Source organism: Pseudophaeobacter sp. C1-32P7 (genome assembly GCF_041008775.1).
Classification (GTDB): Bacteria; Pseudomonadota; Alphaproteobacteria; order Rhodobacterales; family Rhodobacteraceae; genus Phycobacter; species Phycobacter gallaeciensis_A.
In genome coordinates this window covers 125800-146664 of the sequence record NZ_JAXGFR010000007.1, presented here as the reverse complement: position 1 = coordinate 146664, position 20865 = coordinate 125800, and the positions used below count along the sequence as shown (strand labels likewise).

At 63.4% G+C, this 20865-nt stretch carries 20 protein-coding genes; 13 read left to right on the top strand and 7 right to left on the bottom strand.

Annotated features, from left to right (window positions below; all coding sequences use genetic code 11):
* Positions 1-42: 42 nt before the first annotated feature.
* Genes SM763_RS12115 through SM763_RS12100 form a run of 4 tightly spaced genes read left to right on the top strand, consistent with a single transcriptional unit; the run spans position 43 to position 3975 of the window.
* Positions 43-1359, top strand: coding sequence for a flavin-containing monooxygenase (locus tag SM763_RS12115; protein ID WP_368998687.1), 1317 nt, complete (start codon positions 43-45; stop codon positions 1357-1359).
* Positions 1356-2258, top strand: coding sequence for a bile acid:sodium symporter family protein (locus SM763_RS12110; RefSeq protein WP_368998686.1), 903 nt, complete (start codon positions 1356-1358; stop codon positions 2256-2258). Before SM763_RS12115 ends, SM763_RS12110 begins: the two co-directional genes overlap by 4 nt.
* Complete coding sequence (locus SM763_RS12105) at positions 2255-3205, top strand: SDR family oxidoreductase (protein WP_368998685.1); 951 nt, start codon at positions 2255-2257, stop codon at positions 3203-3205. The genes SM763_RS12110 and SM763_RS12105 overlap by 4 nt, the downstream gene beginning before the upstream one ends.
* Positions 3202-3975 (top strand): SDR family NAD(P)-dependent oxidoreductase, encoded by a 774-nt coding sequence (locus SM763_RS12100; protein ID WP_368947225.1) that lies wholly within the window; start codon positions 3202-3204, stop codon positions 3973-3975. Before SM763_RS12105 ends, SM763_RS12100 begins: the two co-directional genes overlap by 4 nt.
* Here SM763_RS12100 and SM763_RS12095 read toward each other — a convergent pair.
* The gene (locus tag SM763_RS12095) at positions 3972-4457 is read right to left on the bottom strand and encodes an Lrp/AsnC family transcriptional regulator (protein WP_274827682.1); all 486 of its coding nucleotides are present in this window, start codon (positions 4455-4457) and stop codon (positions 3972-3974) included. The two genes, SM763_RS12100 and SM763_RS12095, sit on opposite strands and share 4 nt — an antisense overlap.
* Before the next feature lie 203 nt (positions 4458-4660).
* On the opposite strand from SM763_RS12095, the gene SM763_RS12090 reads away from it, so the two are divergent.
* The 9 genes from SM763_RS12090 to SM763_RS12050 all read left to right on the top strand — a co-directional run bounded on the left by SM763_RS12090 (position 4661) and on the right by SM763_RS12050 (position 12906).
* Entirely contained in the window at positions 4661-5752 is a 1092-nt protein-coding gene (locus tag SM763_RS12090; protein ID WP_368998684.1) for a pyridoxal-phosphate dependent enzyme, read from the top strand.
* Positions 5745-6908: a M24 family metallopeptidase gene (locus SM763_RS12085; protein ID WP_368998683.1), complete on the top strand. Its 1164-nt coding sequence runs from the start codon at positions 5745-5747 to the stop codon at positions 6906-6908. The genes SM763_RS12090 and SM763_RS12085 overlap by 8 nt, the downstream gene beginning before the upstream one ends.
* 3 nt (positions 6909-6911) lie before the next feature.
* Positions 6912-7652, top strand: coding sequence for a maleate cis-trans isomerase family protein (locus SM763_RS12080; protein ID WP_368998682.1), 741 nt, complete (start codon positions 6912-6914; stop codon positions 7650-7652).
* Between the two features lie 180 nt (positions 7653-7832).
* Positions 7833-7961, top strand: a complete 129-nt coding sequence (locus tag SM763_RS12075) for a hypothetical protein (RefSeq protein WP_368998681.1) — start codon at positions 7833-7835, stop codon at positions 7959-7961.
* A gap of 398 nt (positions 7962-8359) precedes the next feature.
* Positions 8360-9496 (top strand): ABC transporter substrate-binding protein, encoded by a 1137-nt coding sequence (locus SM763_RS12070; RefSeq protein WP_368998680.1) that lies wholly within the window; start codon positions 8360-8362, stop codon positions 9494-9496.
* A 57-nt stretch (positions 9497-9553) separates the two neighbouring features.
* The gene (locus SM763_RS12065; protein WP_065272621.1) at positions 9554-10474 is read left to right on the top strand and encodes a branched-chain amino acid ABC transporter permease; all 921 of its coding nucleotides are present in this window, start codon (positions 9554-9556) and stop codon (positions 10472-10474) included.
* 2 nt (positions 10475-10476) lie between these two features.
* Positions 10477-11460 (top strand): branched-chain amino acid ABC transporter permease, encoded by a 984-nt coding sequence (locus tag SM763_RS12060; RefSeq protein ID WP_368998679.1) that lies wholly within the window; start codon positions 10477-10479, stop codon positions 11458-11460.
* On the top strand, positions 11453-12220 hold the full coding sequence (locus SM763_RS12055; protein WP_368998678.1) for an ABC transporter ATP-binding protein: 768 nt from the start codon (positions 11453-11455) through the stop codon (positions 12218-12220). The genes SM763_RS12060 and SM763_RS12055 overlap by 8 nt, the downstream gene beginning before the upstream one ends.
* Positions 12217-12906 carry an ABC transporter ATP-binding protein gene (locus SM763_RS12050; protein WP_274866996.1) on the top strand — a complete coding sequence of 230 codons (690 nt, stop codon included), beginning with the start codon at positions 12217-12219 and terminating at the stop codon, positions 12904-12906. Before SM763_RS12055 ends, SM763_RS12050 begins: the two co-directional genes overlap by 4 nt.
* 211 nt (positions 12907-13117) lie before the next feature.
* Here the strand turns inward: SM763_RS12050 and SM763_RS12045 are convergent, their stop codons facing one another.
* From SM763_RS12045 to SM763_RS12020, 6 genes are all read right to left on the bottom strand, one after another.
* On the bottom strand, positions 13118-14395 hold the full coding sequence (locus SM763_RS12045) for an amidohydrolase family protein (protein WP_368998746.1): 1278 nt from the start codon (positions 14393-14395) through the stop codon (positions 13118-13120).
* Positions 14395-15339, bottom strand: a complete 945-nt coding sequence (locus SM763_RS12040) for an ABC transporter permease (RefSeq protein ID WP_065272625.1) — start codon at positions 15337-15339, stop codon at positions 14395-14397. Before SM763_RS12040 ends, SM763_RS12045 begins: the two co-directional genes overlap by 1 nt.
* A gap of 1 nt (position 15340) precedes the next feature.
* Positions 15341-16390, bottom strand: a complete 1050-nt coding sequence (locus SM763_RS12035; protein WP_368998677.1) for an ABC transporter permease — start codon at positions 16388-16390, stop codon at positions 15341-15343.
* Positions 16380-17924: an ABC transporter ATP-binding protein gene (locus SM763_RS12030; protein ID WP_368998676.1), complete on the bottom strand. Its 1545-nt coding sequence runs from the start codon at positions 17922-17924 to the stop codon at positions 16380-16382. Before SM763_RS12030 ends, SM763_RS12035 begins: the two co-directional genes overlap by 11 nt.
* 16 nt (positions 17925-17940) lie before the next feature.
* Complete coding sequence (locus SM763_RS12025) at positions 17941-18966, bottom strand: BMP family protein (RefSeq protein WP_274839444.1); 1026 nt, start codon at positions 18964-18966, stop codon at positions 17941-17943.
* Between the two features lie 233 nt (positions 18967-19199).
* Positions 19200-20807 carry an acyl-CoA synthetase gene (locus tag SM763_RS12020; protein WP_368998675.1) on the bottom strand — a complete coding sequence of 536 codons (1608 nt, stop codon included), beginning with the start codon at positions 20805-20807 and terminating at the stop codon, positions 19200-19202.
* Positions 20808-20865 lie beyond the last annotated feature (58 nt).

Here is a 20865-nt window from a genome sequence, read left to right as displayed (position 1 = left end):
TGAACGTTTGTTCAATCTAATCCCGGAGGACAGGGAGGAATTATGACGGAAACGCGCGGGCAGTATGCCCTCATCGGCGCCGGACCGATGGGGCTGGCCATGGCCAAGGTATTGGTCGAACAGGGCATTCCCTTTCAGGGGTTTGAGTTGCATTCGGATGTGGGCGGTTTGTGGGACATCGAGGGGCCGAACTCCACGATGTACGAAAGCGCCCATTTGATCTCATCCAAGCGGATGACGGAATTTGCGGATTTCCCGATGAAGGACGAGGTGGCCGAATACCCCTCGCATCGGGAGCTGAAAAACTATTTCCACGATTTCGCGGATCATTTCGGCCTGCGGGAGCGGTATCACTTCAACGCCGAGGTCCTGAAGACCGAACCATTGGGCGGTCCGGGCAAGGGCTGGCGCGTCACCTGGCGCGATCCTGAGGGCGAGCATAGCGCCGAATTTGCCGGTGTGCTGATCGCCAATGGCACCCTGTCCGAGCCGAACATGCCGACATTCCCAGGCGACTTCACGGGCGAGCTGATCCATTCCAGCCAATACCGCAAGGCCGAGCAGTTCGGCGGCAAGCGCGTGCTGGTGGTGGGCGCGGGCAATTCGGGCTGCGACATCGCGGTGGATGCGATCCACCATGGCAACAGCTGCGATCTGTCGATGCGGCGCGGCTATTACTTCGTACCCAAATACGTCTTTGGCAAACCGGCAGACACCATGGGCGGGCTGATCCAGCTGCCGATGTGGCTGAAGCGGCGCATCGATGGCCTGATCCTGAAATGGTTCGTGGGTGATCCGCAGAAGTACGGATTTCCGAAACCCGATTACCAGCTTTACGAAAGCCATCCTGTGGTGAATTCGCTGGTACTCTACCATGCGGGCCATGGCGATCTGAAGATCCGGCCTGATATCGAGCGGATCGACGGCAAGGTGGTGCATTTCACCGATGGCAGCAGCAGCGAGTATGACATGATCCTCGCTGCGACGGGCTACAAGCTGCACTATCCCTTTATCGATAAGGAGTTGCTGAACTGGCAGGGCGATGCACCGCATCTGTATCTCAACGCGATGCACCCTGCGCGCGACGATCTGTTCGTTCTCGGCATGGTCGAGGCCAGCGGCCTTGGCTGGCAGGGACGGCACGAGCAGGCCGAGATGGTCGCGCGCTATATCAAGGGGCTTGAGACCGGCAATGCCGGGGCCAAGGCCCTGAAGGCGGAAAAGGCCGCGGGATTTGAACGCGCAACCGGCGGTATGGCCTATCTGAAACTGGCGCGGATGGCCTACTACGTGGACAAGGCGACCTATCGCAAGGCGGTCACGGGCTGGATCAAGAGGCTCTCCGGGGCGGGCGCATGAGCGGGATTGACGAGATCACGCTGAATTTCAGCCCCGCCTCTCTGACGCTTCTGAATGGGATCCTCGCGGTGGTGATGTTCTCCATCGCCATCGATCTGAAGCCTTCTGATTTTCACCAGCTGCGACGGGCGCCCAAACCGCTGATCGTTGGGCTGCTGTCGCAGTTCATCGTGCTGCCGGTGCTGACCTTTGCGCTGGTCTGGCTGACCGCGCCGCGTCCCTCGATTGCGCTCGGGCTCATTCTGGTGGCGGCCTGTCCGGGCGGTAGTATCTCCAACTTCATCACCCATCGCGCGGGCGGCAACTCTGCCCTGTCGGTGTCGATGACGGGGTTTGCCACCGTGGGGGCGATCCTGCTGACGCCGATCAATATCGGGCTCTGGGGCGGGCTTTATCCGCCGACGCGGGCAATCCTGCAGCAGACCGAGATCGACCCGGTGCAGATCGCCATCACCGTCGGTCTGATGCTGATCCTGCCCCTTGTGTTGGGGGTGCAGCTCAATATGCGGGCGCCCGATCTGACGGCACGCATCCGGCGGCCCCTGCAATGGCTGTCGATGGGGATCTTCGTTGCCTTTATCGTGCTGGCGCTGGCGGCCAACTGGGGCTTCTTCCTGCAATTCGCAGGCGCGGTCGCCGGGCTGGTGATCCTGCACAATACGGTGGCGCTTGGCGGGGGCTGGATCACCGCGACGCTGGCGCGGCTGTCGCCTTATGACCGGCGCGCGGTGACGATAGAGACCGGCATCCAGAACTCGGGCCTGGGTCTGGTGCTGATCTTTGCCTTCTTCGGGGGCTTGGGCGGCATGGCCGTCGCGGCAGCCTTCTGGGGGATCTGGCATGCCATATCGGGGTTGGCTCTGGCCGCTCTGATGTCCCGGACGGAGGCAGCGCGATGACCGAGGATGCAAAGACCAAAACCGTTCTGATCACCGGCGCTGCTGGCATGGTGGGCCGTGCCCTGCTGTGGGAGCTGCCCGCCTGCCGGGTGATCGCCTCGGATCTGGCGCCGCCTGCGGATCTTCCCAGGGGCGGAGAGTTCTGCCGTATGGATGTCACAACCGATGATCCCGCCCGGGTCATCGGCGAATATAAGCCCGACGTGATTGTGCATCTGGCCTCCATCGTGACCCCGCCCAAGGGCAGCAGCCGCGATTTCGCTTATGCCGTCGATGTCGCGGGCACGCGCAAGGTGCTGGAGGCCGCCGTGGCGCATGGGGTGGAACGTATCGTCGTGACCTCCTCTGGCGCGGCCTATGGCTATCACGCCGACAATCCGCAGCCGCTGCGCGAGAACGACAGCCTGCGCGGCAATCAGGAGTTCGCCTATTCCGACCACAAGCGTCAGGTCGAGGAAATGCTGGCCGAATACCGCCGTTCGGCGCCGCAGCTGCAGCAGGTGATCCTGCGCGTCGGCACGGTGCTGGGGGCGGGCACGGAAAACCAGATCACCGCCCTGTTCCGCCGTCCGCGCCTGCTGGCGGTGACGGGCAGCGAAAGCCCCTTTGTCTTTATCTGGACCCGCGATCTGGCCCGCATTCTGGCCCGCGCGGCAACCGATGGGCCAGAGGGAGTCTTCAACGTCGCCGGGGATGGCGCCATGGGCGTCACCGATCTGGCGCAGGCGCTGGGTAAACCGGTTCTGCGCCTGCCTGCTTGGGCGCTGAAGGCGGCTCTGGCGCTCGCGAAACCCCTTGGCCTCAGCCAATACGGGCCGGAACAGGTGCGGTTCCTGCAATACCGGCCGGTGCTGGACAACAGTGCCCTGAAACGGGACTTCGGCTATACGCCCGAGCTGACCAGCGCCGAGGTGTTCGATCTGTGGAGGCAGCAGGCAGGCCTATGACGAAGAAGAAAACAGCAGTCATTTCCGGCGGCGCCGGTGGGCTTGGCCGGGCCTTGTCCACGGCGCTGCAGGCGCGGGGCTGGCGGGTGATCCTGCTGGATCTGGATATCTCGGGGCTGGACAGTAGCGAGACCCAGATCCCGATCCGCTGCGATCTGACTGATGCGACCCAGTTGCGCAGCAAGGCCGAGCAAATCGAGCAGCAGTATCCGGTGATTGATTTGGTCATCTACAACGCCGGTATCACCCAGATCGGGGGCTTTGATACCATCGACGAGGCCAGTCACCGGCGGGTGTTCGACATCAACTATTTTGCCGCCGTCGCCATGGCCGGGCATTTTCTGGCGGCGGTCCGGCGGGCATCGGGGACGCATATCGCGGTGTCTTCGGTGGCGGGGTTTGCGCCGCTTTATCATCGTACCTCTTATGCGGCGTCAAAACACGCGCTGGAGGGGTTCTTCAAATCCCTGCGCTCGGAAGAGCGGCCCTATGGCGTCGATGTGCTGATCGCGGCGCCGTCTTTCGTGGCCACCAATATCGGCAACGACCAGCGCCAGATCGACGGCATCGCGCGGCCGGGATCGGCCACAGACGGGATGGATTACATGACGCCCGAGGCCGCCGCCGAGGAGATCCTGCGCGGGCTTGGCCGACGGCAGCCGATGATCCCGGTGGGACGGGTGGCGCGGCTGGCCTGGTGGGTGAACAGCCTGGCGCCGCGCCTTTACCAGCGGCTGATGGAGCGGCAGATCGGCGGCCACGAGGGCTAGGCGCCGTCGCCCTCTGTGTCCGCGTCCGGCAGGATCGGCAGCGAGAAGCCTGTTTTCACCCGGTTCATCACGACGGAGGTACGGAACCGGGTGATATTTTCTTCGTCAAAGAAATGCCGCCGGGTGAAGGCTTCGAAATCGGGCATGTCGCGGGCGGTCAGGATGACGATGAAATCGGCATTGCCGGTCACATAATAGCACTGCATGACCTCGGGCGCCTCGACCATGCGGCGACGGAAGCGATCGATATCCTCGGCGCGCTCGCTGTGCAGGGTGACCTCGACGATCAGCATCAGCCCACGGCCCAGTTTTTCAGGATTGAGCATCGCGATATCGGCATCGACATAGCCCTGCGCGCGCAGCCGGGTCAGCCGCTTGCGGCAGGCATCGGGGGAAAGCCCGGCGATATGCGACAGGGCCTCGGCTGTCAGCCGGTTGTTGTCCTGGATCGCGGCAAGGATGAGCTGGTCGAATCTGTCCATGTCACGCCTCCTTAGGGCTGCAAGTTTGTCCGTTTTTCCGTGACTTGCACAGCCGGAGTGCTGCCATTGTCCGGTATTCTGCATCAAATGTGAAAAGTCATCAGAAAATCGGCCTGCAGGGCGGCGAAATTTCTGAGAAACCGATGGCGGTGCAGATTAGGTTGGGCAAAAATCGAACAACAAAAAGAAGAGGAGGTCGATCCATGGATGGGGCGTTGAGCAAGACACTCGATAACATGTGGCGGGGCGGCGCGTTGCCGGTCGCGGGAACTGAGCCTCAGCTTTATCCCAGCGTTGCCGCCGATGCGGTGGCCAAGCTGCTGACACTATGTCCGCGCCACGCGATCACACCGCTGATCGAGGCGGATGAGCTGGCGAAAAAGGCCGGGGTGGCCAGGATCTGGATCAAGGACGAGCGCGCCCGCATGGGCCTTGGCAGTTTCAAGGCGCTGGGCGCGGCCTACTGCATTGCCAGCGCAGCGGGTGATGCATTGAAGGACAAGATCGGCGCCTCTCAGGTCTGGGAAACGGCTCTGCACGGACAAACCTATGCCACGGCAAGCGCTGGCAATCACGGGCTGTCCGTTGCGGCTGGGGCGCGGCTTTTCGGGGCCGAGGCGGTGATCTACCTGTCGCGGGCGGTGCCCGAGGCCTTCGCCCAGCGGCTGCGCGACAAGGGCGCCCGGGTGGTACGCGCCGGTGATGATTACGAGGCCAGCATGGCCGCCGCTGCGGCGGATGCCGAAGAGAACGGTTGGACGCTGCTCTCCGACAGCTCATGGCCCGGCTACAGCGCCCCGGCCATCGCGGTGATGGAGGGCTATCTGCAACTGGCCGCCGAGGCTGTCGCCCAGATCGACGGGGTGCCGACGCATATCTTCCTGCAGGCGGGTGTCGGCGGGCTGGCGGCTGCGGTGGCCGCCTATGCGCGGCAGGTCTGGGGGAATGCGCCACAGATCATCGTGGTCGAACCGGACGCGGCGCCCGCGCTGATCGAGAGTATTCGCAGCGGCGAATTGCAGGACACGCAGGGGCCGGTGTCCTCCATGGGGCGGCTCGATTGCAAGACCCCGTCGATGGTGGCGCTGAACGGGCTGGCGCGCGATGCTGATGTCTTTGCCACCATATCCGAGGAAGAAGCTGCCGGAGGGGTCAGGACCCTTGCCGAATATGGCTATGCAACGACGCCATCGGGCGGCGCCGGTCTGGCAGCGCTTCTGGCGGGGCGTGTGAAGGATCTGGGACCCGATGCGCGGGTGCTGACCATCCTTAGCGAAGGGCCGGAAGATGGCTGAGCCCGCCCGCGGCTTTGACCGGGGTGAGTTCCTGCGGCGGCGCGATGCCCTGCAGGCGGGCATGGCGGCAGCGGGCATGGAGGCGCTTCTGCTGACTACGGCGGCGGACATCTTCTATGTCACTGGGTTCCTGACGCGGTTCTGGGAAAGCCCGGCGCGCCCCTGGTTTGTGGTGGTCCCGGCCAAAGGTGACCCGGTTGCGGTGATCCCCGCCATTGGCGTGGATCTGATGCGGCAAAGCTGGATTTTCGACATCCGCTGTTGGGATGCGCCGGATCCGAAGGATGATGGCGTTAGCCTGCTGGCGGCGACCCTTGGCGATCTGGTGCCGGAAACCGGGGCCATCGGCACGCCGATGGGACTGGAGACGCAATTGCGCATGGCGCTTGGCGATTACATGGCGCTGACCGCACGCCTGGCGCCGCGCCGCATGGTGGATGCCACGGATGTGGTGCAGCGGGTGCGCGAGATAAAGTCAGATCCCGAAGTGGCCAAGATCCGCGCCGCCTGCGCGGTGGCGGATCGTACATTTGCCCGGGTGCCGGAGTTCGCAGGCCCCGGCAGGCCGCTTGATGCGGTGTTCCGCGATTTTCAGCGGGTGCTGCTGGAAGAGGGCGCCGATTGGGTCAGCTACACGGCGGGCGGCGCCGGGCCGGGCGGCTACGGTGATGTGATCTCTCCGGCGACTCCGCAGGCGTTGGCGGTAGGCGATGTGCTGATGCTGGACACTGGCGCGGTGCGCGATGGCTATTTCTGCGATTTCGACCGCAATTACGCCATCGGTCTGGTGGCGCCTGAGACCGCGCAGGCGCATGCGTCGCTTTATGCGGCCACGGATCTGGCGCTGGAGAAGCTGCGCCCCGGCATGACCGCCGCGGATGCGCACCGGATTCTCTGCGAGGGGCTGCGCGCCCATGGCGCTACGCCCGGCGGCGGGCGGCTTGGCCATGGACTGGGGGTGACGCTGACTGAATGGCCCTCGTTTACGCCCAAGGATCAGACGGTGCTGCGCGCCGGGATGGTGCTGACGCTGGAACCGGGCGCCGAGATCGCCCCGGGCCGCATTCTGGTGCACGAGGAAAACATCGTCCTGCGCGACAGCGGCCCCGAGCTTTTGTCCACCCGTGCCCCGGCAGAGCTGCCGGTTCTGGAGTAGATCATGCAGACTTTCCCCTATGAGCTGACTGGCCCGATCGGCAGCCGCGCAACCTTTGGCCATATCGTGCTGCAGGTGGATGAGACGCTGGAGCAGGACATGCGCCGCCTGTTGCCGGGAGGCGAGGTCGCCCATCATGTCAGCCGTATTCCCAGCGGCGATGAGCTGACCCCGGACACCATCGCCACCATGAAAGAGACGCTGCCAGCGGCTGCCGCGCTGTTGCCCCCGGCGACGGAATTCGACGTGATCGGCTATGGCTGCACTTCGGGCACCACCCTGATCGGTGCGGACCGGGTCGCGGATCTGGTACGGCAGGGCGCTGCCTCGACCCATGTCACCGATCCTCTGACTGCAGCTCTGGCAGCGCTTGCGGCGTTGGACGTCCGGTCGCTGGCCCTGGTGTCGCCTTATGTGGAAAGCGTCAGCGCCCCGGTCCGACAGGCTTTTGCGGCGCGGGGGTATGATGTCAGCGGCACCGTGTCGTTCGGGGAAGAGGTGGAGGCGCGGGTGGCACGGATCGATCCAGCCTCGATCCACGCGGCGGCCCTTTCCGTGGCCGGGGACGCCGATGCGGTGTTCCTGTCCTGCACCAACCTGCGCACGCTGGATATCATCGACGATCTTGAGGCGCGGCTGGGCAGGCCGGTGCTGAGCAGCAATCAGGTGCTGGCCTGGCATATGGCGCAGCTGGCGGGGGAGCCCGAGCTGTGCCGCGGCCCCGGTCGCCTGCTTCGGCACTGAGCAGGGATCAGGGTCGACTGTGGATCGCAGCGGGATCGTGTCGGATAACATCAAAAAATCGTACTCCGTGATGCGATTCGTCTGAGGATGGCATCGATCGCTTGGGCTGTGTTCCTTCCCGGACGATTTGGCCGGGAACGGGTTGTACAAGGCCCGGAGGTTGTGTTTGGGACGGTAAATATGCCCCGAGTGATCCGCGGAATGGGCCTGATGCAGATGGTATTTGACCGCGAAATGAGCGGTCCGGGCGGTCTGGTCATGGCGTCGCCCGAGTGGATGGGCACGAAAGCATGGCTTTGCAATATTTGAATTATATCAATTGATTGAGTGTTGGTTGCGTATCTTCTGGCGCGCCTGAATGTCGCGAAACCCTTGGGCGGTGCGGCCCCTGCGCCACCCTGGTCCTAAATTATGTTTTTGGGTTTAATATTTTAATCTTGAAATAAAACAGAGAAGCCGCCTAGAGTTTTGAGGTCAGCCACCAGGCGGTGGGCCTGCCGGATGCGGCAGCCTTGCCCCGGGCGGCGGATGAAACGTCAGGATGTGAAATCCACCACTGCACGGCAAACGGCAGAAGGTGTCCCCGTCAGAGGGAAAAGGCGATCAAGGACTGGCGCCACCCGCGCGAAGCGGAAATAGTGGGGTCACAGGAATAACCGCGGCCAACGCGGATCCGGTCGATAACTGCAATAGGGAGACTATAGGAAATGAGAGCAATCAAAACACTGGCGCTGGCAACAGCGGTGTCCGCTCTGGCCGTCGCGGCGCAGGCCGAGACCAAGATTGGCATGATCACCACCCTGTCCGGCGGCGGCGCCAGCCTTGGCGTGGATACCCGCGACGGGTTCATGCTTGCGATGGAAAACGCCGGGCGCGATGACGTCGAAGTGGTGATCGAGGATGATCAGCGCAAACCTGCAACCGCAGTCCAGATCGCCGATCAGATGATCCAGTCCGAAAAGGTGGATATCCTGACCGGTGTCGTCTGGTCGAACCTGGCCATGGCCGTGGTACCCTCGGCGACCGGGCAGGGGCTGTTCTACCTGTCGACCAATGCGGCGCCGGCGCAGCTGGCGGGCAAGGGCTGCAACCCGAACTATTTCTCGGTCTCCTATCAGAACGACAACCTGCACGAAGCGGCCGGTGCCTATGCCACCAGCGCCGATTTCAAGAAGACCTTCATCATGGCGCCGAACTATCCGGCCGGGAAGGATTCCCTCAACGGGTTCAAGCGCTTCTACAAGGGTGAACTGGCGGGTGAGATCTACACCAAGCTGGGTCAGACCGATTATGCTGCCGAACTGGCGCAGGTCCGTGCCAGCGGCGCCGACTCGGTCTTCTTCTTCCTGCCCGGCGGTATGGGGATCTCCTTCCTCAAGCAATACGCCGCCAGCGGTATCGATCTGCCCGTAGTGGGTCCGGCCTTCTCCTTTGACCAGGGTATCCTGCAGGCCGTTGGCGATGCGGCGCTGGGGGTAAAGAACACCTCGCAATGGAACAAGGATTTGGACAATGCGGCCAACGCCGAATTCGTTTCGGGCTTCCAGGAAAAATACGGCCGCCTGCCGTCGCTTTATGCGGCGCAGGGCTATGACACCGCCAACCTGATCCTGAGCGCGCTGGACAAGGCCGACGTGTCGGACAAGGACGCCTTCCGCGCTGCCCTGAAAGAAGCCGATTTCGCATCGGTGCGGGGTAAGTTCAGCTTTGGCCCGAACCAGCACCCGATCCAGGACATCTACGTCCGCGAGGTCATCAAGGAAGGTGATATCTTCACCAATAAGATCATCGGCACCAGTCTGACAGATCATTCCGACGCCTACGCGGCCGAGTGCAAGATGTAATCTGATCCTCCCTGCGGGGGCGCCGCATTGGCGCCCCCGTCAGAACGGAAATCTCCCATGTCCATTGTTCTCATTCTTGAGCAGATCCTGAACGGATTGCAGTTCGGGGTCATGCTGTTTCTCATGGCTGCGGGCCTGACGCTGGTCTTTGGCGTCATGGGCCTGATCAACCTCGCCCATGGTGCGCTTTACATGGTCGGGGCCTTTGCGGCGGCGGCGGTGGCCGGGCTGACCGGTTCCTTCCTGCTGGCGCTGATTGCCAGTTTGGCTGCGGCTGCTGCGGCCGGGGCCGTGGTCGAGATCGCGGTGATCCGGCGGCTTTATGATCGCGATCACCTTGATCAGGTCCTGGCGACCTTTGCGCTGATCCTGATTTTCTCCGAAGGCACCCGCTGGATCTTTGGCTCCTTCCCGCTGTTTCTGGATGTGCCTGCCGCATTGGCCGGGCCGCTCAGCCTGCCGGGCGGCATCGAATACCCGGCCTACCGCCTTGCCATTATCGGCATCGGGCTGGTGGTGGCAGCGCTGCTGTTCTGGCTGATCGCCCGCACCCGTATCGGGATCCAGATCCGCGCCGGTGAAGCCGACCGCGAGATGATCGCAGCGCTGGGGGTGGATATTTCCCGGCTGTATACGCTGGTCTTTGCCCTTGGCGCCGCGCTGGCGGGGCTTGCTGGCGCACTGGTCGGAGCCATCCAATCGGTTCAGGTCGGCATGGGAGAGCCGGTTCTGATCCTCGCCTTTGTGGTGATCGTCATCGGTGGCATCGGCTCGATCAAGGGCGCGCTTGTCGGCGCGCTGCTGGTGGGGCTAACGGATACGCTGGGCAAGGTCTTCCTGCCGCAATTTTTCGGTCTGTTCCTGGAACCGGCCAGTGCTGCCTCGGTCGGGGCCTCGCTGGCATCGATGCTGATCTACATCCTGATGGCGGCGGTTCTGCTGGTGCGCCCCTCGGGACTTTATGGGGGGAGCGCATGAGCATGACCCGCGAAAACCTGTTCAACTGGGCGCTGGCGCTGGCGCTGCTGGCGGTGCCGCTCTGGGCCAATGCCATGGACGAGCCCTTTATCATTACCCTCGCTACCAAGGTCGCGATCCTGGCGCTGGCCGGTGTCGGCCTCAATATCGCGCTGGGGATCGGCGGGCTGGTGAGCCTTGGCCATGCCGCCTTTTTCGGGATCGGCGGCTATGCCATGGGCATTCTGGCGGCCCACGCCCAGAATTATGAGCCGCTGATGGAGGTGCCGTTTCTGATCGAAGGCACCAATCAGATGCCGGTGATCTGGCTGGTGGCCACCGTGGCCAGTGCGCTGGTGGCGCTGGTGATCGGGGCGCTGTCGCTGCGCACCTCGGGCGTCTATTTCATCATGATCACGCTGGCCTTTGGTCAGATGCTCTACTATTTCGCGATCTCCTGGTCCGCCTATGGCGGCGAGGACGGGTTGTCGATCTGGGTGCGCAACGAATTTCCCGGCCTCAACACGCTGGACCCGATCCAGTTCTTCATGATCGCCTATGTCATCCTCTGCCTGGTGCTGGTTTTCTCTGCCCGGCTGGGGCGCTCGCCCTTTGGCCTGGCGCTGGCGGCTGCCCGCCAGACCGAAGAACGGGTGATGACCGTGGGGCTGACGCCCTTTCATCTGCGGCTTGTGGCCTTTGTCATCTCGGGCGCGATCACCGGTCTTGCCGGCGCGCTTTATGCTGATCTCAACCGTTTTGTCAGCCCAACCATGCTGAGCTGGCACACCAGCGGTGAAATCATGGTCTTTGTCATCATCGGCGGGGTGGGGCGGCTGTTCGGCCCTGTTGTGGGCGCTGCCGTTTATATCCTGCTGGAGCATCTCCTGGGCGGGATCAGTGAATACTGGCAGATCTTCCTCGGGCTATTGCTGCTCCTTATGGTGCTGTTCGCCCGCGGCGGCCTGATCGGCGCCCTGACAGGACGTGAGGTGGCCCATGACTGATCCACGCACAAACGCGGTGCTGCAGGTCGAAGGCATCAGCAAGAGCTTTGGCGCGCTCAAGGCCAGCGACAATGTCAGCATCGACCTGCGCCCCGGTGAAATCCACGCCCTGATCGGCCCCAATGGCGCGGGCAAATCCACCCTGATCAAGCAGATCTCGGGCAGTTTGCGTCCCGACACCGGCCGGATCGAGGTTCTGGGCCGCGATGTCACCGAACTGGATACCGTGGCGCGGGCGCGGCTGGGGCTGGGGCGGACGTTCCAGATCTCCTCGCTTGCGATGGAGTTCACCGTGCTGCAGAACGTGGTGCTGGGCGCCCTTGGCGCGCAGGGCCGGGTGTTTTCCTTCTTCCGCAATGTGATGAAGGACAAGACCTTGTTGGAGCCTGCCCGCCGCGCATTGGAACGCGTCGGTCTGCAGGATGAGGCGCAGCGGCGCACTGCCGATCTGTCGCATGGCCAGCGCCGTCAGCTGGAGGTCGCGGTGGCACTCACGCTCAATCCCAAACTGTTCCTGATGGATGAACCCATGGCCGGTCTTGGTGCCAGCGGCTCCAAGACCCTCACCGGGTTTCTGGACGAGCTGCGTCACGAGGCGCCGATCCTGCTCGTGGAGCACGATATGGACGCGGTCTTTGCCCTTGCCGATCGGATCAGCGTGCTGGTCTATGGCGCGGTGATCGCCACCGGCACCGCCGATGAAATCCGCGCAAACCCCGAGGTGCGCCGCGCTTACCTCGGAGAGGAGGACGCCGCATGAGCCTGTTGTCCCTGAACAAAGTTGAGGCCTCCTACGGCCCATCGCAGGCGCTGTTTGGCGTCTCGCTGGATCTGGCCGAAGGCGAGGTCGTCGCCCTGATGGGCCGCAACGGCATGGGCAAGACCACCACCATCAAATCGATCTGCGGCATGGTGCATCCCTCTGCGGGCGAGGTTCGCTTTGACGGGCACGACCTGCGGCAGCTGCCCTCGCACAAGATCGCGCGGCTGGGGATTGGTCTGGTGCCCGAGGGGCGCCGCTGCTTCGGCCCGCTGACGGTGGAGGAAAACCTGACCGCCGCCGCCCGCCCGGGCCCCTGGGATTTTGAGCGCGTCGCCGGGCTGTTTCCACGGCTGAAGGAGCGGCGCGACCAGACCGCAAGTTCCCTGTCGGGCGGCGAGCAGCAGATGCTGGCCATTGGCCGCGCCCTGATGACCAACCCGCGCCTTTTGATCCTGGATGAGGCAACCGAAGGCCTGGCCCCCGTGGTGCGGCAGGAAATCTGGGCGGCGATTGCGCAGCTGAAGCGTGAGGCGGGCTTGTCGATCCTGGTGGTGGACAAGACGCTGAAGGAACTCGCCCAGATCGCCGATCACGCGGTGATCCTGAACCGCGGCCAAAGCGTCTGGACCGGACGCATGGAGGACCTCACCCCGGATCTGACGGACCAGTATCTGGGGGTTTGAGGCGTCACTGAGGGCAGAGCACGTCCGAGGGCGGAAGAGAAGCGCCCGCCCCTTTACCGTAGGCAAACCTTCGGTTTGGCGGGGCGGACGGGCACTGATCGGCCTTGCCGGGCGGCGCATGCTCTATTGACTTGTGGCGGTTAGAAAACCGTGTTGCTGGTACTGAGCTTTGTAGTGCTTGGGATGCGCGAGCCAGCGTTATGTATCTCGATTACCCCGCCTCATGCCGCCGCCGCACAGTCTCGGGCCGTCCCGGCAGCATAAGGCGCGCGTCCCCACGGGCGCTGCGGGCAATCACTTTGCCCTTGGCGACCACTGCCAGGCGGGCGGGGCGCAGGCGGACGGCTTCGGTGGGGGTGCTGGCATCCAGAACCACGAGGGAGGCGTCGTTGCCCACCCTCAGGCCATAGTCCTGCAGTCCGATGATCTGGGCGTTGACCTCGGTCACCATGGTGAAACAGCGGGCCATTTCGTCCGGGTGGCTCATCTGCGCCACGTGCAGACCCATGAAGGCGACGTCCAGCATGTCGCCGGTGCCCAATGAATACCAGGGATCCAGCACGCAGTCCTGACCCCAGCCGACGGGGATGCCCATCGCCTGCATTTCCTTCACCCGGGTGAGACCCCGGCGTTTGGGGAAGGTATCGTGCCGCCCCTGCAGCATGATGTTGATCAGCGGGTTGGGGATCGCGGAAATACCTGCCTCGGCGATCAGCGGCAGCAGTTTGGAGACATAGTAATTGTCCATCGAATGCATCGAGGTCAGGTGACTGCCCGCAACGCGGCCCTGCAGGCCGAGCCGCTGGGTCTCATAGGCCAGCGCCTCGATATGGCGGGACATGGGATCGTCGGTCTCGTCGCAGTGGATGTCGACCATCAGGCCCCGTTCCGCGGCGATCTCGCAGAGATCACGCATCGACTCGGCGCCATCTGCCATGGTGCGTTCGAAATGGGGGATGCCGCCGACGACCTCCACTCCCATGTCCAGCGCGCGGATCACGTTCTCGCGCCCCGTCTTGGTTCGGTATAGGCCATCCTGCGGGAAGGCGACCAGCTGCAGGTCGATGTAATCTTTGACCTTCTCCTTCACCTCCAGCATGGCGGTGACGGTATTGAGGTGATCGGGTGTGGTGTCCACGTGAGAGCGGATCGCCAGCGTCCCCATGGAGGCCGCCCAGTCGCAATAGGTGAGGGCGCGCTCGACCATCTCATCCACGGTGGCGATGTCGCGCAGCTCCCCCCAAAGGGAGATCCCTTCCAGCAGCGTGCCAGAGGCGTTGAGCCGCGGTTTGCCATAAGACAGCGTTGCATCCATGTGGAAATGCGGATCGACGAAAGGCGGCGCTACCAGATCGCCGCTTGCGTCGATGACCTCACCCGCTTCGGCATCGAGACGGGCCTCGATAGCGGTGATCTTGCCGCCTGTAATGCCGATATCGGCGGTTGTTCCATCGGGCAGGGTGCCGCCCTTGACGATCAGGTCGAACATCATCTTTCCCCCTTGTTGAAGGGCACCATCAGCGCCGCCGGGATCTCGGCGCGGCGGGACATCACCACCAGCGCCAGAATGGACAGGATATAGGGCATCATCAGGAAGACCTGATAGGGCACCACGGCCCCGATGCCGGTTTGTTGCAGGCGGATCTGCAAGGCGTCAAAGGCGGCAAACAGCACCGCGCCCAGCACCGCCTTGCCCGGTTTCCAGGCGCCAAAGACGACCAGCGCGATACAAATCCAGCCGCGCCCGTTCACCATGTCGAAGAAGAAACTGTCAAAGGCCGACAGCGTCAGGAAGGCGCCGCCAATGGCCATGAAGCCTGAGCCGACCACCACCGCGCCCATGCGGATCGCGGTGACCGACAGGCCCTGCGCCGCTACGGCTTGCGGGTTTTCCCCGGCCGCCCGCACCGCAAGGCCCAAGGGCGTCCGGTAAAGGACCAGCGCCGTTAGTCCGGCCAGCACAAAGGCGGCATAGGTCAGCGGCGTTTGCGAGAACAGCGCAGGGCCTACGAGGGGCAGATCTGACAGAAGCGGGATCTCATAGGGTTGAAAAGCGGTGATTTTCGGCGGCGAAGACACCTCGGGCAGGATCACCCGGTAGGTATAGAAGGTCAGCGAGGTCGCCAACAGCGTTAGCCCGACCCCGACCACGTGCTGCGACAGGCCAAAGGGCACGGAAAACACCGAATGCACCAGCCCCAGCATCATGCCGGTCAGCATGGCCACCGCGACCCCGCCCCACAGCGGCAGACCGCCCCAGACCGCGATCCAGCCTGCAAATGCGCCCGCGACCATGATGCCCTCGATGCCGAGGTTCAGAACGCCCGCGCGTTCGCAGATCAGCTCTCCGATGGTGGCAAAGATCAGCGGCGATGCAATGCGGATGGCTGCAGCCCAGAAACTGGCCGACAGCAGGATGTCGATGAGATCCATGTCAGTCCCTCCGCAGGCGGAATTTGGTGAGAAGGATCGCCAGCACCATGAACAACAGGGCCGAGGCGAGCATGATATCGGCAAGGTAGCTCGGCACGCCTGCGGCGCGGCTCATGCTGTCGGCGCCGACAAAGATGGCGGCCACGAACAGCGCCGCGACAACCACGCCCAGCGGGTGCAGCAGCGCCAGCATGGCGACCACGATGCCGGTGTAGCCAAAGCCGGGGCTGAGATCGAGCGTCAGCGATCCCTTGAGGCCGGAGACCTCGGAAAAGCCCGCAAGACCGGCAAGGCCACCGGATAGCAGTGCGGTTTTGAGGATCACCTTGGTGACCGGGATGCCGGCGAAACCGGCGGCCTCGGCATTCTGGCCGACGGCGCGCATTTCATAGCCGAGCGTGGTGCGGGTGTTGATCACCCAGACGGCAAGTGCCGCGAACAGTGCCAGCGCAAAGCCCCAGTGCAGGCGCAGCCCTTCGACGATGCGGGGCAGCCGAGCCTCTGGCAGCAGTCGCGCGGATTTGGGCCAGCCCATGCCCATGGGATCCTTCAACGGTCCTTCGAGCAGGTAGCTGACAAACAACAGGAAAATGAAGTTGAGGAGTAGCGTTGTCACCACTTCATCGACGCCCAGCCGGGTTTTTAAGAGGGCAGGACCCAAGAGGATCAGCGCCCCGGCCAGCATCGCAGAGATGGCGCAAAGCGCCAGCATCAGCGGCGCAGGCAGCGACAGGGCACCGGTGCCCAGAACCACGGTGATCACCGCACCCGCATAAAGCTGCGCCTCGGCGCCGATGTTCCACAGCTTGGCCCGGAACGCCACCGCGATGGCCAGCCCGGTAAAGATCAGCGGTGTTGCGCTGTTCAGTGTCTCCAGAATGGCGAATTTCGATCCAAACGCGCCTTTCAGGATCAGGCCAAAGACCGCGAACGGATTGCCGCCCGCGATCATCGCCAGCAGGGCCGCCACCACAAAGGTCGCGGCGATGGCCAGCGCTGGCGGCAGCACACGCCGCCCAAGGGAGGGCGCTGCAATCGGTTCAAGCCGCATCGGTCATGTCCTTGTCAAAGCCTTCGCCCGCCATCCAGCGGCCCAGATCCTCGGGGCGCATGGTGCCACGGGCAAATTCCGGGCTGAGCCGCCCTTCGGAGATCACGTGGATCACATCCGAGAGGCGCATGATTTCATCGAGGTCCTCAGAGATCAGCAGAACGGCGGCGCCCCGATCGCGGGCCTTGGCCAGTTGTTCATGCACGTAGTTCACCGCGCCGATGTCCAATCCTCGTACCGGTTGGTTGGCGAGGATGATATCCGGTGCGCCTTCGAGCACTCGGCCCAGGATCAGTTTCTGCATATTGCCGCCCGACAATAGGCGAATGCGGATATCCGGCCCCGGGCAGCGGATGTCGTAGCCCTTGATCAGGCTCTCGGCAAAGGCGCGCGCTTTTTTCCAGTTCATCCAGCCGCGCTGGCTGAACCGGGTAGCGTAGGTTTCGAGGATCGCGTTCTCGGTCAGGTCGAAATCGGCGATGGTGCCGGTCTTGTGCCGGTCCTCGGGAATGCGGGCGACGCCGTTGGCAATAGCGGCGCGGGGCGACCAGCCCTGCGGTGCTTGCCCGTGCAGGGTGATTGTGCCGCTGGATGGGGCGATGAGGCCGGAAATCAGATCCGACAGCGCCGCCTGCCCATTGCCGGACACCCCGGCAAGCCCGGTGATCTGGCCCGCACGCAGGTCCAGCGCTACCCGTGCCAGTCCCGGCGCCGATCCGGCGCCTGGCGTGGTGACATCGCGCAACGACAGCAGCGGTGCGCCGGGCGTAGCGGGGGAAATGCTGGGCGCGCTGACCTCTGCGCCGACCATCAGCGCGGCGAGTTCCTCGCCATTGGTGTCTGCGGTGGCGCGCTCGGCCACCAGGCGGCCATGGCGCAGCACCAGCACGCGGTCGGAAATCGCCATGACTTCGTGCAATTTGTGGGAAATGAAGATCACCGACAGCCCCGAGGCAATCGCCTCGCGCAGGGTGGCGAACAACGCGTCGGCCTCTTGCGGGGTCAGAACCGCGGTGGGCTCGTCCAGGATCAAGATCTTTGCATCGCGGTAAAGCGCCTTCAGGATCTCGACCCGCTGACGCTCGCCCACGGTCAGGCGACCGACCTTGGCGTCGGGATCGACCTTCAGGTGGAAGCGTTCCGACAGGTCGCGGATGCGCGCCTTGGCGGCGGCGTGCCTCAGGCTGGCAGCGCTGAGGGCATCAACGCCCAGCACGATGTTTTCCCAGACCGTCAGGTTCCCCGCGAGGGTGAAATGCTGATGCACCATGCCGACACCAGCATCCAGCGCCGCGCGCGGATTGCCCGCGGGCAGGGGCTGGCCGAACAGCTCTACTGATCCTTCATCGGCGGTGTACTGGCCGAACAGGATGTTCATCAGCGTGGTCTTGCCCGCGCCGTTTTCCCCCAAAAGCGCGATTACCTCACCCCGGTGCAGGGCAAAGCTGACGTCTTCGTTGGCGGTGACGGGACCGAACCGTTTCGTAATGTTCTGAAGGCGCAGGACAACCTGCGCCTTGTCTGTTTCTGTCATAGCCGAAAGGCCCGTATCAGGAGGATTTGGGTTCTTCGTCGTTGATCGCAACGGTGAAGGAACCGTCCTTGATCGCGGCGGTGCGGGAGGCAACCAGATCCAGCGCCTCTTGCGGGATCTTGCCTTCGAAAGTGCCATAGGGCGCCAGCGAACAGCCGCCTTCCTTCATGAAGGAATACATGCCGTAGTCAGCGGCGGTGAAGCTGCCGTCCTTGACCGCTGCGATGGCCGCATCCAGCGTCGGTTCGAAATGCCAGATCGCCGAGGCAACCACGGTTTCGGGGTAATCCGACTGGGTGTCGATGACGTTGCCGATGGCCAGAAGGCCCTTTTCCTTGGCCGCATCCGACACGCCAAAGCGTTCGGCATAAAGGATGTCGGCGCCGTTCTCGACCATGGCGAATGCGGTTTCCTTGGCCTTCGGCGGATCGAACCAGGAACCGATGAAGGAGACCTGGAATTTCATCTCGGGGTTCATCTCCCGCGCACCGGCCATGAAGGCGTGCATCAGGCGGTTTACTTCCGGGATCGGGAAGCCGCCGACCATGCCAATATTGCCGGATTTCGACATTGCACCCGCGATAATGCCAGAAAGATAGGAGGCATCCTGAATATAGTTGTCAAAAACGGACAGGTTCGGGATTGCCGGGTCTTCCTTGAAGGAGGAGCCCATCAGGAAGGCCACATCGGGGTACTCGGCGGCAACTTCGCGCGCTTCGGCTTCGACACCGAAGATTTCACCGATGATCAGCTGGTAGCCTTGTTCGGCATATTCGCGCATCACGCGGGAATAGTCCGAGTTCGAGGTGTTCTCGGAATAGGTATAGCTGATGTCGCCGCGGTCCTGCGCGGTCAGGGCGGCCACATGGATACGGCTGACCCATTGCTGTTCGACCGGCACGGTATAGATGCCGGCAACTTTCAGCGGCTCAGAGGCCATCAGGCGGCCAGGCGCGGCAAAGGCGCCTGCGGTCAGAGCAGCGGCAGCGCTGGTGGCCAGGAACTGGCGGCGCGATACGGCGCCCTTGAATTCATTTGTCATGGAACAATCCCCCTGTTGAATAAGCCCCTGAAACACGGGACAATTGTCCAATCGGTAGAAACACCGCGCCGATCAGGCAAGCGGTCATATGTTGGACATGTATCCTTCTGAGCCTTCGCCTAATTTGTGGGCAAAGGCAAGAATTTTCGCCACTCAAAGCGTCAGATGGAGGATGCGGATGGGGGGCGCCCCGCCCGTGGTTTGGGCGGGGTCTGGGGGCCTTGACCTACCGGTCAGGCACTCTCTTCTTCAAAGACGCCCGCGTATGCGATGCGCAGGTCGCGCTTCAGGATCTTGCCGCTGGCGTTCTTGGGCAGCGCCTCGACCAGGGCGATATGCTTGGGGCTTTTGAAATGGGCCAGGTTTTCACGGCAATAGTCCATCAGCGCCTCTATGCTGGTGTCTTCGCCCGGTTTGGCCACCACCACGGCGGTTACCGCCTCGATCCATTTGGGGTGCGGAATACCAAAGACCGCGACCTCGGCCACGGCGGGGTGGTGAAAGATGCATTCCTCCACCTCACGGCTGGCGACGTTTTCACCGCCGGTCTTGATCATGTCCTTCTTGCGGTCGACCACATAAAGGTAGCCTTCCTCGTCAAAACGGCCCAGATCGCCGGAATGGAACCAGCCGCCCTGAAAGGCTTCGGCGGTTTTGGCGGGATCCTTGTAGTAACCAAGGATCAGATGCGGGCTGCGGTGCACGATTTCGCCGACTTCGCCAACGGGCAGGTTGTTGCCATCGTCATCGACCACGCGGGTTTCGACGTTCAGCGCGGGCCGACCGGCCGAGCCGAGCTTGCTCAGCTGTTCATGCGGCAGCAGGATGGTGGCGACAGGGGCCATTTCCGTCTGGCCGTAGAAATTGAACAGGCGCAGGTTCGGCAGGCGGCTGGTCAGCTCCTCGATGATCGCCGTGGGCATGATCGAGGCGCCGTAATAGCCCTTGCGCAGGGAACTGAGGTCGGTCTTGTCGAAATCCGGGTGGCGCAGCAGCGCGATCCAGACGGTGGGGGGGCAGAACAGTTTGGTGACGCCCTCGGCGGCGATGGCTTCCAGCATCTTGCCCGGATCGGCGGCCTCCATCAGAATGCTGGTGGCGCCCAGATACATGTCGGGCGTCAGGAAACAGTCCAACTGCGCGCAGTGGAACAGCGGCAGGCAGTGCAGTTCGATGTCGTCGGCAGCCATCTCTCCATCGCTGATGCAGCTGCCGTATTGGGCATAAAGCGCGTCCGAGGAAAGCAGCGCGCCCTTGGGCCGGGATTCCGTGCCGCTGGTATACATCATCTGGATAGGATCATCGCCGGCGATCTCCACATACGGCGCGCTGTCGTTGGCATGCTCCAGCACGGTCTCGGCGGCTTCCCAGCCTGCGGGAACCGCGTCGGCGGCATGGGCAATCGACAGGCGGAACAGCATCGGCTGATCCAGCTGGGCGAGCGCCGCATCGGCAGTGGCACAGAGCGCGTCCTCGGCGATGATGGCCCGGGCGCCGGAGTGATCCAGGATATAGGCCACGTCTTCGGCGTTCAGCATGAAGTTGACCGGCGTCGTCACCGCCCCCAGCCGCGCCAGTGCCAGTCGGAACACCACGAAGGCGCGGTTGTTGTGGGACAGGAGCGCCACCCGGTCGCCCTTGGTGATGCCGCGCGCGGCCAGACCGTTGGCAGCGCGGTTCACCGCTGCATCGAGTTCGGCAAAGCTGTCGCGTTGCCCGCGGAACACCAGCGCGGTCTTTTGCGGCGTGCGGGCGGCGCTGCGGCGCAAGAGATCGCCCAGCTGCTGGCTGCGGGCACGGGCGATGGTGGCGGTAAGCTCCGCTTCGGTCTGTGTTGTCATTCTGTCCTCCCTGGTTCTGGCGAGATCCTGCCCGATGTCGCCGGGGCGTCAAGCCTTT

Excerpts from the sequence above, each read along its gene's own strand:
- SM763_RS12115 (WP_368998687.1), top strand. The coding sequence starts at position 43 with ATGACGGAAACGCGCGGGCAGTATGCCCTCATCGGCGCCGGACCGATG.
- SM763_RS12110 (WP_368998686.1), top strand. The coding sequence starts at position 1,356 with ATGAGCGGGATTGACGAGATCACGCTGAATTTCAGCCCCGCCTCTCTG.
- SM763_RS12105 (WP_368998685.1), top strand. The coding sequence starts at position 2,255 with ATGACCGAGGATGCAAAGACCAAAACCGTTCTGATCACCGGCGCTGCT.
- SM763_RS12100 (WP_368947225.1), top strand. The coding sequence starts at position 3,202 with ATGACGAAGAAGAAAACAGCAGTCATTTCCGGCGGCGCCGGTGGGCTT.
- SM763_RS12095 (WP_274827682.1), bottom strand. The coding sequence starts at position 4,457 with ATGGACAGATTCGACCAGCTCATCCTTGCCGCGATCCAGGACAACAAC.
- SM763_RS12090 (WP_368998684.1), top strand. The coding sequence starts at position 4,661 with ATGGATGGGGCGTTGAGCAAGACACTCGATAACATGTGGCGGGGCGGC.
- SM763_RS12085 (WP_368998683.1), top strand. The coding sequence starts at position 5,745 with ATGGCTGAGCCCGCCCGCGGCTTTGACCGGGGTGAGTTCCTGCGGCGG.
- SM763_RS12080 (WP_368998682.1), top strand. The coding sequence starts at position 6,912 with ATGCAGACTTTCCCCTATGAGCTGACTGGCCCGATCGGCAGCCGCGCA.
- SM763_RS12075 (WP_368998681.1), top strand. The coding sequence starts at position 7,833 with ATGCCCCGAGTGATCCGCGGAATGGGCCTGATGCAGATGGTATTTGAC.
- SM763_RS12070 (WP_368998680.1), top strand. The coding sequence starts at position 8,360 with ATGAGAGCAATCAAAACACTGGCGCTGGCAACAGCGGTGTCCGCTCTG.
- SM763_RS12065 (WP_065272621.1), top strand. The coding sequence starts at position 9,554 with ATGTCCATTGTTCTCATTCTTGAGCAGATCCTGAACGGATTGCAGTTC.
- SM763_RS12060 (WP_368998679.1), top strand. The coding sequence starts at position 10,477 with ATGACCCGCGAAAACCTGTTCAACTGGGCGCTGGCGCTGGCGCTGCTG.
- SM763_RS12055 (WP_368998678.1), top strand. The coding sequence starts at position 11,453 with ATGACTGATCCACGCACAAACGCGGTGCTGCAGGTCGAAGGCATCAGC.
- SM763_RS12050 (WP_274866996.1), top strand. The coding sequence starts at position 12,217 with ATGAGCCTGTTGTCCCTGAACAAAGTTGAGGCCTCCTACGGCCCATCG.
- SM763_RS12045 (WP_368998746.1), bottom strand. The coding sequence starts at position 14,395 with ATGTTCGACCTGATCGTCAAGGGCGGCACCCTGCCCGATGGAACAACC.
- SM763_RS12040 (WP_065272625.1), bottom strand. The coding sequence starts at position 15,339 with ATGGATCTCATCGACATCCTGCTGTCGGCCAGTTTCTGGGCTGCAGCC.
- SM763_RS12035 (WP_368998677.1), bottom strand. The coding sequence starts at position 16,390 with ATGCGGCTTGAACCGATTGCAGCGCCCTCCCTTGGGCGGCGTGTGCTG.
- SM763_RS12030 (WP_368998676.1), bottom strand. The coding sequence starts at position 17,924 with ATGACAGAAACAGACAAGGCGCAGGTTGTCCTGCGCCTTCAGAACATT.
- SM763_RS12025 (WP_274839444.1), bottom strand. The coding sequence starts at position 18,966 with ATGACAAATGAATTCAAGGGCGCCGTATCGCGCCGCCAGTTCCTGGCC.
- SM763_RS12020 (WP_368998675.1), bottom strand. The coding sequence starts at position 20,807 with ATGACAACACAGACCGAAGCGGAGCTTACCGCCACCATCGCCCGTGCC.